General features: G+C 47.4%; 10 protein-coding genes, 2 tRNA genes, 2 rRNA genes and 1 pseudogene. 7 read left to right on the top strand and 8 right to left on the bottom strand.

All coding sequences use genetic code 11. From position 1 onward, the window contains the following. Positions 1-111: 111 nt before the first annotated feature. From D0A37_RS10330 to D0A37_RS10310, 5 genes are all read right to left on the bottom strand, one after another. Positions 112-1047: a branched-chain amino acid ABC transporter permease gene (locus D0A37_RS10330; protein WP_242723830.1), complete on the bottom strand. Its 936-nt coding sequence runs from the start codon at positions 1045-1047 to the stop codon at positions 112-114. 45 nt (positions 1048-1092) lie between these two features. After that, a complete protein-coding gene (locus D0A37_RS10325) occupies positions 1093-1662 on the bottom strand; it encodes a GNAT family N-acetyltransferase (protein ID WP_242723829.1) in 570 nt (189 codons plus the stop codon). A gap of 285 nt (positions 1663-1947) precedes the next feature. Then, positions 1948-2763: a branched-chain amino acid ABC transporter permease gene (locus tag D0A37_RS10320; RefSeq protein ID WP_242723827.1), complete on the bottom strand. Its 816-nt coding sequence runs from the start codon at positions 2761-2763 to the stop codon at positions 1948-1950. A 6-nt stretch (positions 2764-2769) separates the two neighbouring features. Further along, a complete protein-coding gene (locus D0A37_RS10315) occupies positions 2770-2910 on the bottom strand; it encodes a hypothetical protein (protein WP_242723825.1) in 141 nt (46 codons plus the stop codon). Then, positions 2907-3977, bottom strand: coding sequence for an ABC transporter substrate-binding protein (locus tag D0A37_RS10310; RefSeq protein WP_445242515.1), 1071 nt, complete (start codon positions 3975-3977; stop codon positions 2907-2909). The genes D0A37_RS10315 and D0A37_RS10310 overlap by 4 nt, the downstream gene beginning before the upstream one ends. On the opposite strand from D0A37_RS10310, the gene D0A37_RS29440 reads away from it, so the two are divergent. From D0A37_RS29440 to D0A37_RS10285, 6 genes and pseudogenes are all read left to right on the top strand, one after another. After that, positions 3961-4191 (top strand): hypothetical protein, encoded by a 231-nt coding sequence (locus tag D0A37_RS29440; protein ID WP_445242514.1) that lies wholly within the window; start codon positions 3961-3963, stop codon positions 4189-4191. The genes D0A37_RS10310 and D0A37_RS29440 overlap by 17 nt on opposite strands. Before the next feature lie 456 nt (positions 4192-4647). Next, positions 4648-6147: ribosomal RNA gene (locus tag D0A37_RS10305) — 16S ribosomal RNA — on the top strand. Positions 6148-6263: 116 nt separating this feature from the next. After that, positions 6264-6337, top strand: a tRNA-Ile gene (locus D0A37_RS10300). A 93-nt stretch (positions 6338-6430) separates the two neighbouring features. After that, positions 6431-6503 (top strand) — tRNA-Ala (locus D0A37_RS10295). A gap of 238 nt (positions 6504-6741) precedes the next feature. Then, positions 6742-9646: ribosomal RNA gene (locus D0A37_RS10290) — 23S ribosomal RNA — on the top strand. Together the 16S and 23S rRNA genes with 2 tRNA genes alongside form the textbook arrangement of a ribosomal RNA operon. A gap of 317 nt (positions 9647-9963) precedes the next feature. Continuing rightward, a pseudogene (locus D0A37_RS10285) lies at positions 9964-10880 on the top strand (fructosamine kinase family protein). 79 nt (positions 10881-10959) lie between these two features. Here the strand turns inward: D0A37_RS10285 and D0A37_RS10280 are convergent. Then, positions 10960-12660 (bottom strand): ABC-F family ATP-binding cassette domain-containing protein, encoded by a 1701-nt coding sequence (locus tag D0A37_RS10280; RefSeq protein ID WP_242723820.1) that lies wholly within the window; start codon positions 12658-12660, stop codon positions 10960-10962. Positions 12661-13071: 411 nt separating this feature from the next. Between D0A37_RS10280 and D0A37_RS10275 the strand changes: the two genes are divergently transcribed. Beyond that, on the top strand, positions 13072-13716 hold the full coding sequence (locus D0A37_RS10275) for a Uma2 family endonuclease (protein WP_242723817.1): 645 nt from the start codon (positions 13072-13074) through the stop codon (positions 13714-13716). A gap of 106 nt (positions 13717-13822) precedes the next feature. Here D0A37_RS10275 and D0A37_RS10270 read toward each other — a convergent pair whose 3' ends face one another. Further along, positions 13823-14161, bottom strand: coding sequence for a type II toxin-antitoxin system PemK/MazF family toxin (locus D0A37_RS10270; protein WP_242723815.1), 339 nt, complete (start codon positions 14159-14161; stop codon positions 13823-13825). Further along, complete coding sequence (locus D0A37_RS10265) at positions 14148-14372, bottom strand: CopG family transcriptional regulator (protein ID WP_242723813.1); 225 nt, start codon at positions 14370-14372, stop codon at positions 14148-14150. The genes D0A37_RS10270 and D0A37_RS10265 overlap by 14 nt, the downstream gene beginning before the upstream one ends. Positions 14373-14489 lie beyond the last annotated feature (117 nt).

Here is a 14489-nt window from a genome sequence, read left to right as displayed (position 1 = left end):
CACTCCAAGTTGTTTGTATTAAGGAATAAAGTTCTTATTGACGAAAAAAGCTTGTAAAAAATGTTGTACGGCGCGCGATATTTGCCAGAAATCCCTGAGGATTTATAACTTTTAAATAGAAGTACGATCGCCCTTTTTAAACCTCTTCAACAACTCCGGCGTCACCAAACCTTGCGGAAAAAATATCGTCCCTAAAACAATCAGCAACCCAAAAATAATTAACCGCCCATCCCGCAGAAATTGTGTCAACCAAATCGGTAATCCCTGAATAGTCGCCATTCCCCTCAAAACTTCCGGTAAAGCAGTAAACACCATCCCACCCAAAACTGCTCCCAGAAACGTTCTGCTACCACCAATCAACACAGAAGTTAAGTAAATAATACTAGCATCAAAAGTCCCTTGACGGGCGTTCCAAGTATTCAGAAAATGGGCACTAACTGCACCCACAACACCAGCTAAAACAGCACCTAACGTGAAAGCCAAAACTTTATAAAAAGTTGGGTTAATGCCGATCGCATCAGCCGCCAACTCATCAGCCCGAATCGCCGCAAAAGCCCGACCCACCCGAATCCGTTCCAGCCGATAAACAATCGCCATACTTACCAACAGTAAAGGTAGTACAATCCACAAATACTCGATCGGCGTCCCAAACGGTTGCGGAATCCCAAAAATGCCCACAGCCCCGCCAGTGATATCTAGATTCAGCGATAAAACCCGCAAAATTTCCACAAAAGCAATAGTTGCGATCGCCAAATAAATCCCACTTAACCGCAGCGCCGGAATTCCCACCAAAATACCCAGCAACCCTGAAACAACCCCTGCAATTATCATCTCTAATAACAGCAGTGACAGGGGAAATAAACTGCCTGTCGTTTGAAACACTGTTGTAGACAAAATCGCCGCAATATACCCACCCAAAGCATAAAAGCCAGGACTAGCCAAAGACAACTGTCCAGTCATTAAAGGCAAATACAGCGACATTCCCAACATTGCACCCAGCAACATCGAGACCATCAGAAACCCATAAGTAGTAAAAAAGGTAGCCATTTGATTTTAGATATTTTAGATTAGAAGTTATTAAGGAAAATCGGGTTAGCTTGGTTTCCAATTGGGATTTATTAAGCTAGTCTGAATATGGTCTTCCCACCGACCATTTATCAACAAATAGTCTCTAGCGTAACCTTCCACCACAAATCCCAATCTTTTAAGTAGATTACCGCTACGCTGATTGTGAGGCATATAATTTGCCATAACGCGATGTAAATTTAACTCTTCAAAAACATATTGAATTGCAACTCGCACAGATTCACTCATATAACCTTTACCTTGTTGCGCTTCTGCCAGATTATATCCCAAAAAGCAGAAATGACCGGCACCTCGTACAAAATTATCAAAATTAACGTTACCGACAATATACTCAGGATTATCCTTCTCAAAAATCCATAGCTTTAAAGATCTGTCAGATTTAAAGCCTTGGAAATCTTTCTCTACTTGTTTTTTCCAATAACTTTCCGTTAAAAATTCTTCCGCCCACTGTCGGTGCCACGGAGTAAAAAACCTTTGATTGTCTCTGTAAAATTTAATTATTTTGCCGATATCCTCTTGAGTGGCTAATCGTAAAAAAAGGCGATCGCTTACTATTAATGGAACTTCCGAATTCATCAAACTGCCTCTGAGGTATGAATAAGTTTTATAGGTAAGGATATAAAACTCCACAACAGTTGATACGGGCTGGTTTAGCTATAGTCTTTGCTGGAAACCCGTTTTCCCTTTTCAAAACCGTCTTGGCTTAGGAGATGTCCTGCAAATCAGCCTAGACTTTCTGAATCAAACGCCGTCCAAACAAACCCTGCGGTCTAACCAATAGCATAATAAACAATATGGCAAAAGCAACAGCATCCTTATAAGCCGAAAAATCACCAGGCACAAAAGCCTCAACCAAACCAATCATAAACCCACCCAAAACCGCCCCAGGAATACTCCCCAACCCCCAAGCACAATCACCGCCAAACCCTTCAAACCAAAAGCAATACCAAAATACGGCCCAGCAATACTCACACTAGAACCCACCAAACTCCCCGCCAAACCAGCCAGAAAACTACTCACAAAAAACGTCAATACAATGTATCGATCGGTATCAATCCCCAACAAACTAGAAGTAGTAGCATCTTCAGCCACCGCCTGCATTGCTTTGCCAAACTTAGTGAAATTTATTAAGTAAGTTAAGACAGCCACAATCGCAACTGATACCGCAAAAATTACTATTTGAACACTCCGAATTGGAATCGGTTTATCCGCTGTACCGAAGTTGATTGCAGCAGGCAAATAGCCGTAAGTGTTAGCAGGAAAAGTGTAAATCTCCGCACCTACAAGATATTGGATGATATTAGCGATCGCTACTGCTACACCCAAACTAGAAACCACTGTTAGCAGAGAATCTGAGTGTCGGCGACGCAAAGGCAAAAAAGCAACTCGTTCCACAATTACTCCCACTACACCAGCCATGACACTGCCCAAAATTAACGCCACAGCAAAAGGCAAGTCCACGGGAATTCTAGCATTAGCCCACAACCCATTAAAACCGAAAGTCCCTCCCATCAGCGCATAGGTGAAATAAGCACCCAAGGTAAATACTGCACCGTGAGCAAAGTTAATAATTCCCAAAATCGAAAACACCAGCGTATAGCCCAGAGCAAAAATAGCATACACGCTGCCGATCGACAAACCATTCAAAAATTGTTGCAAAAACAGAGTTAAGTCCATCACCCGTTAAAAATTGAGCATCACACCAAAATCATTCAACAGCAAATACGTCACGGATTTTCCCTCTTTCCTCTTACTTCTTCGGTCTTCCCGACATCCGTTAAATTCGTCGAAGGAATCTGTTGCCGAACTTTCCTCTCCAATCATTTCAAAAACTCAAACTTACCATTATTGCCATCCGCCTCCATCTTAATCCGTGCCACATAAAACTCTTTCTGATTTATCTCCCCTTCAGGCGTAAAAGAAATTTCCCCCAAAGGCGTATCGTACTTACCATCCAACAACTGCTGATTCAAATTTGTACGCAATTCTGCCAACGGCTTTTCGCTAACCTTAGACTTAGCATTAATTGCCTTTAATGACTCAACAAAAACTTGTACGCCAGTAAAAGCTTGAGCGCTAAATTGAGGCGGTTCCTTCTTGAATTGAGCGCGATAAGCATCGCGAAAAGCCTTGTTAACTTCATTTTCATATTCCGGGCTGTAGGCTTGGGCAATCAAAACTCCATCACAGAGTGCTTTACAAACAGGAAATACATTAGAAGTATTCAGACCGTTGCCCCCAATGATCGCGCCTTTGTAACCCAACTCCCGCAATTGCTTAATTAAATTGCCTCCATCGGCGGCCAACCCGGAAATAATTATCAAATCGGGGTTGACATTGATCGCGTTAGTAGCTTGAGATTGGAAATCTGTATCAGTAGTCAAGAATTTTTGGACTGTTGCCAATTCCAGTCCCATATCTTTAACCGTTGTCTGAAAAGTTTCAGTCTCAGATTTGCTAAAAGCATCATTCTGAGCAAAAAACACAGCTACTTTCTTAATATTGGGATTTTGCTTCAGTGCAGCTTTAACTGCATTAGGTGCTACCACTGCCACAGGCGCGGAGACTCTGGCCACATAATCGCCAATCTGGGGAATGCCTTTAGCGGTGTTGGAGGGCCCGAGTACGGGAACTTTTGCTCGATCGGCGATCGGATCGGCACTAAAAGCTTGTTGTGACAGGGTGGGCCCCACAATACCCACGACCTTATCCTGATTGATCAGAGTATTAAAAGCATTAATAGTCCCTTGTTCATCTCCACCAGTATCTTGGAACACCAGTTTAATAGGCGTCCCATCCACACCGCCTTTATCGTTGAAATACTTCTCAGCAATTTTCGCCCCAGCCACCTGTTCCTGACCGAGCAAAGCCACATTGCTAGTTTGCGCCACCCCAACCCCAACGGGAATAGCGGTAGAGTTCCCCGCAGCCGAACCCTGTGGCGAAGTTGTCGGAGATGGCGAAGTACCTGGAGATACTGTAGTCGATGTCTGGGGAGTGTTTGTCTGGCTGCAAGCGATCAGCAGTGAAGCGCAGGTAACGAACAAGGCACTAGGGCCAGGGGCAGGTTTTTTCATGAGCGGGCGATCGAACATCTATATATAGAACATCTACACGTAGAGATATTCTACCCATGCGTGGTAGATACTCCCCCCAAAAGTCCCATCTTGCAAAAAAAAAGACTCCTTCCCGAAAAGAGGATTGAGCCAGCGGATGTCGGAGCGCGGTGTAAGAGCCAAAACCCTTACAGTGTATAGCTTCAAAAAAAAGTCAAAAATATTTTGGCAAAACGCTTGACAACTCTGGGGAGAGTTGATACATTAATAAAGCGCCAGAAGAGAGGCGGTTCAAACAACCGCGAACTAAAGGCATAAAACTGAACCTAGAAAAAAGAATAGTTTGAAAGCTTAAAGCACTATTAACCTCGTCAAAAAATTAAGATCGAGAGTAGAAGCGAGAGCTGATACTCAATATCGCAAACAACGAGAAAAATGTCAAGGGAAAAAAACCAGCGGTGAAAGGCTGAGTGGAAAGAACTTGACGAAAGCCAAAAAACTCAACAACACGGAGAGTTTGATCCTGGCTCAGGATGAACGCTGGCGGTCTGCTTAACACATGCAAGTCGAACGGAGTAGAAATACTTAGTGGCGGACGGGTGAGTAACGCGTGAGAATCTGCCTTCAGGACGGAGACAACAGTTGGAAACGACTGCTAAGCCCCGATGTACCGAAAGGGAAAATATTTATAGCCTGAAGATGAGCTCGCGTCCGATTAGCTAGTTGGCGGAGTAAAAGCCCACCAAGGCGACGATCGGTAGCTGGTCTGAGAGGACGATCAGCCACACTGGGACTGAGACACGGCCCAGACTCCTACGGGAGGCAGCAGTGGGGAATTTTCCGCAATGGGCGAAAGCCTGACGGAGCAAGACCGCGTGGGGGAAGAAGGCTCTTGGGTTGTAAACCCCTTTTCTCTGGGAAGAAAGTTGTGAAAGCAACCTGACGGTACCAGAGGAATCAGCATCGGCTAACTCCGTGCCAGCAGCCGCGGTAAGACGGAGGATGCAAGCGTTATCCGGAATGATTGGGCGTAAAGCGTCCGCAGGTGGCAGTTCAAGTCTGCTGTCAAAGACCGGGGCTTAACTTCGGAAAGGCAGTGGAAACTGAACAGCTAGAGTATGGTAGGGGCAGAGGGAATTCCTGGTGTAGCGGTGAAATGCGTAGAGATCAGGAAGAACATCGGTGGCGAAGGCGCTCTGCTGGACCATAACTGACACTCAGGGACGAAAGCTAGGGGAGCGAATGGGATTAGATACCCCAGTAGTCCTAGCCGTAAACGATGGATACTAGGTGTTGTCTGTATCGACCCGGACAGTGCCGTAGCTAACGCGTTAAGTATCCCGCCTGGGGAGTACGCACGCAAGTGTGAAACTCAAAGGAATTGACGGGGGCCCGCACAAGCGGTGGAGTATGTGGTTTAATTCGATGCAACGCGAAGAACCTTACCAGGACTTGACATGTCGCGAATCCTCTGGAAACAGAGGAGTGCCTTCGGGAGCGCGAACACAGGTGGTGCATGGCTGTCGTCAGCTCGTGTCGTGAGATGTTGGGTTAAGTCCCGCAACGAGCGCAACCCTCGTGTTTAGTTGCCATCATTAAGTTGGGCACTCTAAACAGACTGCCGGTGACAAACCGGAGGAAGGTGGGGATGACGTCAAGTCAGCATGCCCCTTACGTCCTGGGCTACACACGTACTACAATGGTAGGGACAGAGGGCAGCCAACCCGCGAGGGCGAGCTAATCCCGTAAACCCTGCCTCAGTTCAGATTGCAGGCTGCAACTCGCCTGCATGAAGGCGGAATCGCTAGTAATCGCAGGTCAGCATACTGCGGTGAATCCGTTCCCGGGCCTTGTACACACCGCCCGTCACACCATGGAAGTTGGCCACGCCCGAAGTCATTACTCTAACCTTTCGAGGAGGAGGATGCCGAAGGCAGGGCTGATGACTGGGGTGAAGTCGTAACAAGGTAGCCGTACCGGAAGGTGTGGCTGGATCACCTCCTTTTAGGGAGACCATCTGATACTCGACCGAACCTAAACAATAGGTCAATATCAGTCATCCCTGGTCGTTCGAGGAATAGATGTCAAAGCTTTCAAACTATTAACTGGTTCGGAACTCGCGGGCTATTAGCTCAGTTGGTTAGAGCGCACCCCTGATAAGGGTGAGGTCCCTGGTTCAAATCCAGGATGGCCCACCTGGAAAAAAAGTGATGAATTTTAAGTAATGAGTAATGAATAATCAATGATTAATTCAGGACTCAGACAATCAAAATCAGAACTTGCTTAGTGGGGGTATAGCTCAGTTGGTAGAGCGCCTGCCTTGCACGCAGGAAGTCAGCGGTTCGAGTCCGCTTACCTCCACTCTCACTAACTAGCCAAAACCAACAAAAAAAACCAAAAGAAATAGAAATCAGCACCCAGACTCAGTTGCTCAAAATCCAAAAAGAAGTCGGAATGCTGGAGTCTAGAACTCTAGTCAGAACCTTGAAAACTGCATAGAAATTAAGTCATCAAAGCTTGTAAGTCACTTGTAAGTCATCCGAGCAATCGGAGCATCTGACAAGAGCATCTTACAAGCGACATCATCAAAAGATTAAGTGGTCAAGTTACAAAGGGCTAACGGTGGATACCTAGGCACACAGAGGCGAAGAAGGACGTGGCGACCGACGATAAGCTCCGGGGAGCTGGAAGCAAGCATTGAGCCGGAGATGTCCGAATGGGGCAACCCAGTAAGCATCAGTTGAATACATAGACTGAGAGCAGCGAACCCAGCGAATTGAAACATCTTAGTAGCTGGAGGAAGAGAAAGCAATAGCGATTTCCCAAGTAGTGGTGAGCGAACGGGAAACAGCCTAAACCAGAGGTTTTTACTTCTGGGGTCGTGGGACAGTCAATTAACGTATCTTCAAGCTAGACAAAGCAGTTGAAAGCTGCACCAGAGAAGGTGAAAGTCCTGTAGTCGAAAGTAGAAAAGAGCGTGACTGTATCCCGAGTAGCACGGGGCCCGTGAAATCCCGTGTGAATCAGCGAGGACCATCTCGTAAGGCTAAATACTACTGTGTGACCGATAGTGAACCAGTACCGCGAGGGAAAGGTGAAAAGAACCCCGGAAGGGGAGTGAAATAGAACATGAAACCGTTAGCTTACAAGCAGTGGGAGGACGATTTAACGTCTGACCGCGTGCCTGTTGAAGCATGAGCCGGCGAGTTATAGGCAGTGGCAGGTTAAGACCCTATGGGTTGCAGCCAAAGCGAAAGCGAGTTTGACAAGAGCGCCCGTGTGAAAGCACAGGTCACTGTTTATAGACCCGAACCCGGGTGATCTAACCATGTCCAGGATGAAGCTTGGGTAACACCAAGTGGAGGTCCGAACCGACTGATGTTGAAAAATCAGCGGATGAGGTGTGGTTAGGGGTGAAATGCCAATCGAACCCGGAGCTAGCTGGTTCTCCCCGAAATGTGTTGAGGCACAGCGGTCGAGATTAAGTTTAGGGGTAAAGCACTGTTTCGGTGCGGGCTGCGAGAGCGGTACCAAATCGAGGCAAACTCTGAATACTAAACTGGTACTCGGCCAGTCAGACGGTGGGGGATAAGCTTCATCGTCAAGAGGGAAACAGCCCAGACCACCAGCTAAGGTCCCAAAATGACTGCTAAGTGATAAAGGAGGTGGGAGTGCAGTGACAACCAGGAGGTTTGCCTAGAAGCAGCCACCCTTAAAAGAGTGCGTAATAGCTCACTGGTCTAGCGCTCCTGCGCCGAAAATGAACGGGGCTAAGCAGTCTACCGAAGCTGTGGAATAAATGATTTTTAATCATGTATTGGTAGGGGAGCGTTCCGCAACGGTGTGAAGCACTAGCGACAAGCAGGTGTGGACTGTGCGGAAGTGAGAATGTCGGCTTGAGTAGCGCAAATGTAGGTGAGAATCCTACACCCCGAAACCCTAAGGGTTCCTCCGCCAGGCTCGTCCGCGGAGGGTGAGTCAGGTCCTAAGGCGAGGCAGAAGTGCGTAGTCGATGGATAACGGGTCAATATTCCCGTACCTGACTAAAGTTGGTGCAGAGGGACGGAGAAGGCAATCGCCAGCCGGATGTTGGTTACCGGTTCAAGTATTCGAGGTGTTGAGAGACGGAGAAAACGTCTTGAGCTGAGGTACGAGTACGACCTCCTACGGGAGGGAAGTGGTAGATGTCAGGCTTCCAAGAAAAGCTCTAAACATCATAAACTTTAGTCAGCCTGTACCCGAAACCGACACAGGTAGGGAGGTAGAGTATACCAAGGGGCGCGAGATAACTCTCTCTAAGGAACTCGGCAAAATGGCCCCGTAACTTCGGGAGAAGGGGTACCTACGCAAGTAGGTCACAGTGAAGAGTCCCAGGCGACTGTTTACCAAAAACACAGGTCTCCGCAAAGTCGTAAGACGACGTATGGGGGCTGACGCCTGCCCAGTGCCGGAAGGTTAAGGAAGTTGGTTAGGGTAACCGAAGCTAGCGACTGAAGCCCCGGTGAACGGCGGCCGTAACTATAACGGTCCTAAGGTAGCGAAATTCCTTGTCGGGTAAGTTCCGACCCGCACGAAAGGCGTAACGATCTGGGAGCTGTCTCGGAGAGAGACTCGGCGAAATAGAATTGTCTGTGAAGATACGGACTACCTGCACCTGGACAGAAAGACCCTATGAAGCTTTACTATAGCCTGGAATTGTGTTCGGGCTTCGCTTACGCAGGATAGGTGGGAGGCTATGAAGTTCTGCTTGTGGGCAGAATCGAGCCAACGGTGAGATACCACTTTAGCGAGGCTAGAATTCTAACCCTTGCCCGTCATCCGGGAAGGAGACAGTTTCAGGGGGGTAGTTTGACTGGGGCGGTCGCCTCCTAAAAGGTAACGGAGGCGCGCAAAGGTTCCCTCAGGCTGGTTGGAAATCAGCCAAAGAGTGCAAAGGCATAAGGGAGCTTGACTGCAAGACCTACAAGTCGAGCAGGGTGGAAACACGGTCTTAGTGATCCGACGGTGCCGCATGGAAGGGCCGTCGCTCAACGGATAAAAGTTACTCTAGGGATAACAGGCTGATCTCCCCCAAGAGTCCACATCGACGGGGAGGTTTGGCACCTCGATGTCGGCTCATCGCAACCTGGGGCGGAAGTACGTCCCAAGGGTTCGGCTGTTCGCCGATTAAAGCGGTACGTGAGCTGGGTTCAGAACGTCGTGAGACAGTTCGGTCCATATCCGGTGCAGGCGCAAGAAGATTGAGAGGATTCCTCCCTAGTACGAGAGGACCGGGAGGGACGCACCGCTGGTGTACCTGTTATCGTGCCAACGGTAAACGCAGGGTAGCCAAGTGCGGAGTGGATAACCGCTGAAAGCATCTAAGTGGGAAGCCCACCTCAAGATGAGTCTTCTCATGGAGTTATCCAGTAAGGTCACGGGCAGAACACCCGTTGATAGGCGTTAAGTGGAAGTCCTGAGAGGGATGAAGCTGAGGCGTACTAATAGACCGAGGGCTTGACCTCTATTGACTGATGGTGATTGATGACTTAATTCTCTGCAGTCTTCAGCGTTTTTCTCCCTTACAACTTTTTGGTAGTCTCAAAAGACCCAGTGGCACCACCCCGATACCATCCCCAGCTCGCTTCTTAAACCTCCCTGTGGCGAAGATATTTGGCCCTTCACTGCCGCTCTAAAATATCTCGATGGCTGGAATTCTCTTATCCAATACAAAGCCTCTTTCTGAGCTTCAGATAGGGGCTTTGTTGTTTTTGCTTGATTAAGTTGCCATACCTGTTAAACTAATTCCGATCGCCCTCAACCCTCAAGACGATTTCATGCTATGTGGGACAAAATTGCTGCGCACATCTGTGAAACAACCGGAGAAACATTTTCGATCGACAATCGCCGTTCCGTCAGCGGTGGCTGCATCAATCAAGGCTATTATATCAGCAGCAGCTCCCGCACTTACTTCGTGAAAATCAATCAAGCTTCCCAAGTCGCGATGTTTGAAGCTGAAGCGCTGGGTTTGCAGCAAATGGGGGGAACCCAGACGATTCGAGTACCTGAGCCGATTTGCTGGGGAACTGAGGGGAATTCAGCTTATATTGTGCTGGAATGGCTGGATTTGGGAAGTCGCGGGGGCGATCGAGCTTGGGAAGAAATGGGGCGAAAACTCGCCGAAATGCACAAATATACCCCCCCAACCCCCCCTTGCTAAGGGGGAGAGAAGAGCCTAATTCGGGCTTGTGGAGGGGAGTTTTTGGGTGGGATATTAATAATACGATCGGCTCAACTATACAAATTAATAATTGGACCGCAAATTGGGCAGAATTTTGGGCAGAACATCGGATTGGTTATCAGTTAAAACTGGCTAGGCGTCGGGGCGGTCATTTTCCACAAGGGGAACGTTTATTAGAAATGATTCCTGGATTGTTAGCTGGTTATGAACCTCAACCCTCGCTAGTTCACGGGGATTTATGGGGGGGAAATGCAGGGGTGACATCTGCGGGGGAAGCGGTGATTTTTGACCCGGCAACTTATTTTGGAGATAGAGAAGTTGATCTTGCGATGACGGAGTTATTTGGCGGGTTTCCGGCGCAGTTTTACCGGGGATATAATCAGGTTTGGCCTTTGGAGTCAGCGTATGAAGAACGCCGAACTCTTTATAATCTGTATCACATTTTAAATCATTTTAATTTGTTTGGTGGGAGTTACCAGTCCCAGGCGAATCAAATGATTAATCAAATTTTGGATTAGTTAAGAATCAGATTCTTTTTTAACCGCAGATACACGCAGATAAACGCGGATTTAAGGTTTATCTGCGAGTGATGCAAGTTTATTTTTGCTTAGCAGCCGCTTTTTTCTTCGCTTCTTTTTCTGCTTTTTTAGCTGCTTTTTCAGCTTCCAGTTTGGCTAACTTGGCTAGCTCTTTTTCTTCAGCTATTTTATCGAGATAGTAGTGGTAGTCTCCCAAATAAGGGCGAAATTCTCCGTCCCGGATTTCGACTATTTTGTTGGCGACTTGGGAGATGAAATAGCGATCGTGCGACACGATAATTACCGTACCGTCATAATTCTGAATCGCCTCTTCCATCATCTCTTTCGCCGGAATGTCGAGGTGATTTGTCGGTTCGTCCAAAATCAGCAAATTCACGGGAGTCAACAGCATTTTTGCCAAAGCTAGGCGGGCTTTTTCGCCGCCGCTTAAAGCGCCAACCTGTTTGAATACTGTTTCGCCGATAAACAAGAACCGCCCCAGTAAAGTCCGAACTTCTTCATTTTTCCAGTCCGGTACTTCGTCGTGAATGGTTTCGATCACGGTTTTATTCAAATCTAAGGCTTCTGCCTGATTCTGTTCAAAGTAACCGGGGATGACGTTGTGGCCTCCCAATTTGACCGTACCTTCAGTCGGCTTTTCTAAACCCATAATCAGGCGCAGCAGGGTTGATTTGCCCGCGCCGTTGGGGCCGAGAAAGGCAATGCGATCGCCCCGTTCAATTAACAAGTCTGCTCCCAAAAATAGGATTTTTTCGCCGTAGGTATGCACCAAATCTTCAATTATGGCTACTTCGCGGCCGCTGCGGGGTGCGGGGGGAAAGCGAAAATGCAAAGTTTTTAATCCGCCGGTGGGTGCTTCGATGCGTTCGATTTTGTCTAACTGTTTCTCCCGGCTTTTGGCTTGGGTGCTGCGAGTGGCGCTGGCACGGAATTTTTCAACGAATGCTTGCTGTTTCTCCAGTTCTTTTTGCTGGCTTTCGTAGGCGCTGAGTTGGGCTTCTCTGGCTTCGGCTTTTTGCAGTAAATAAGAGGAGTAGTTGCCGAGGTAGGTGCTGGAAACTCCGCGTTCGGTTTCGACTATTTGAGTGCAGAGTCGATCGAGAAATTCTCGGTCATGGGATACGATTACCATCGGGGTTGTCAGCCCTTTGAGGTAAACTTCCAGCCATTCGATCGTTTCTAAGTCGAGGTGGTTGGTAGGTTCGTCTAGTAGCAGGATGTCTGGTTTTTGGAGGAGAATTTTGCCCAAACTCATCCGCATTTGCCAGCCGCCGCTGAAGGCGCTGACTAATCGATCGCCATCTTCGGGTTCAAATCCGATTTCGGGCAGAATTTTCTCGATTTGGGCTTCTAAACCGTAGCCGTTTAAGCCTTCAAATTGCCGTTGCAGCCGATCCATTTTGTGGATCAGTTCGTCGAGATTTTCTGGGGAGGAGTTTTCCAAGTCTCGATGGACTTGCATTAGGGATTCATGGACTTCGTTGGCTTCGCTGAAGGCACGCCAAAATTCTTCTTTGACGGTACGAGTCGGATCTACTTCAAATTCTTGGGAGAGGTAGGCGATGTGCAAGCTGGCGGGGCGAATAACTTCGCCGGCGGTGGGTTCGATTTCGCCGGCGATGATTTTGAGTTGGGTGGATTTACCGGCACCGTTAACGCCGACTAAGCCGATGCGATCGCCCGGTTTGACTTCCCAGGTGACATCTTTGAGTACGACGCCTGTGGGGTAAATTTTACTGATGTGTTCGAGTCGCAGCATTGTTGTGGGGACTGGGGAAGGGCAGGTTTAGCGGCGGATGGGATGCCGGCGCTGAGGTCGAGTTAATCTTAACAAATTTTAATTATATTTAGCGTATTGCTGGATTTTGATTTGGTAGGAGTTACGCGAAGAAACGGGGTTTCTCTGAAAAATCGCAGATTCTCAACTAGAAATCTACGAAGCAACCGGGTTTCTGGCCTCGATGTGGGTGCAGGACTATTTGGGTGGGACGATCGCTGCCGATCCTACGAGTCAATAAACTTGTCAATAATCCGCTATCTTTTTCGTGGTTCAGCAGCCTCAATGCTCTTAGAATCCAAATTTCTGAGGCGTTCTCACCCCCTCAGTGCGTTTGGTAAAGCTGAGTTTTGCTAAGATTTAATAAATAAGCTAAAAAGCAAGCAGGTAGCCATGACAGCCACCCTGATTCAAACCCCACAACCGGGAGTTGTGCTGAAAAATATTAGTTGGCAGACTTACGAATCTCTGGTAAACGAGTTAGCCCAACAGCGGGGAATTCGTTTAACTTACGATCGCGGAACATTAGAAATTATGACTCCATCAGATCCACATGAAGGTAATAAACAAATCTTAGGACGTTTCGTAGAAACAGTCACCGAAGAATTAAATGTAGAAATTCGCAGCTTGGGTTCGAGAACTTGCAGGCGCGAGGATTTGGCTCGCGGATTAGAACCGGATCAGTGCTACTATATCGAGAATGAGCGACTTATTCGAGCTGTAAATCAAATTGACTTAAATGAATATCCGCCACCTGATTTAGTAATCGAGATTGACATTACTAGCAGTTCTATCAACCGCATGGAATTGTATGCGAGTTTGGGCGTGCCAGAGGTTTGGCGTTATGACGGTTCGCGTTTAATATTCTATCAGTTAGAAGGTCAGGAATATGTAGAACGGGAGGTTTCTCCTCACTTTCCTTTTTTGTCGCCATCTGAGATTATGGGATTTTTGGAAAAGCAAGAAAATGTGGGTGAAACGTCGATGATTCGAGGGTTTAGGCAGTGGGTGAGGAGTCAAATTCAGTCAGGGGAATGAAAGGGCGATTCTCTACGGGATAGATCCCCTTCACGCTCTTTTTTCAGCCGATCGATCGCACAGGCGGGACGCCCGTGCCACGAAAAAAAACGCCTATATATCACAGTTAATCGACATCTAAATGCAGTTTGAGAGCAGCATTTACTAGCTGCATGATTTCCTCACTCAAACTTCCCACTGCATCGCTGCTAATTCGCTGTTTAGAAATTGTCCGTACTTGCTGTGCTTGAACTTTAGAAGGTTTGGATAAACCGCTATCCTCTGGATTTAGTAAGACCTCGAAAGGGTAGACACGGGTTACATTAGAGGTAATGGGTAGAATTGTAACTGTATTGGCGGCACGGTTATTAGCGTCATTGCTCACCACCAATACGGGACGGCGTTTATCGATCTCCGAACCAACCGTAGGACTGAGATTAGCGTAGTAAATGTCACCACGTTTCATCGGTTAATCCATCGGCAACTGTTAGCTCCCAAGCGGAGTCTATTTCACTGGATGCTTGTCGGTAAGCAGATTCTAGTTCTTGATTTCGCAGCAATTCCAAAGCTACTTCAATTACTTGGGAGGGCGAGTTGCATCCTTTAGCAATTTTGTAGCTTTCAATAAACTGTAGTAGCGATTGTGATAGGGAAATTGATATTTTTTCAGCTTGCATTATCTTAGTAGTAATTACAAAGATTTTTACTCAATTATAGCACAAGCAGTAAACCAGAGTAAATTCTACTATTTACAGGGCGATCGCTCTTTTTGAACCGATCTATTGCACAGGCGG

It is taken from the genome of Microcoleus vaginatus HSN003, assembly GCF_022701255.1.
In the GTDB taxonomy this organism is placed as follows: Bacteria; Cyanobacteriota; Cyanobacteriia; order Cyanobacteriales; family Microcoleaceae; genus Microcoleus; species Microcoleus vaginatus_B.
The sequence above is the reverse complement of the archived record's forward strand: the minus strand, read 5'-3'. Positions and strand labels throughout refer to the sequence as shown.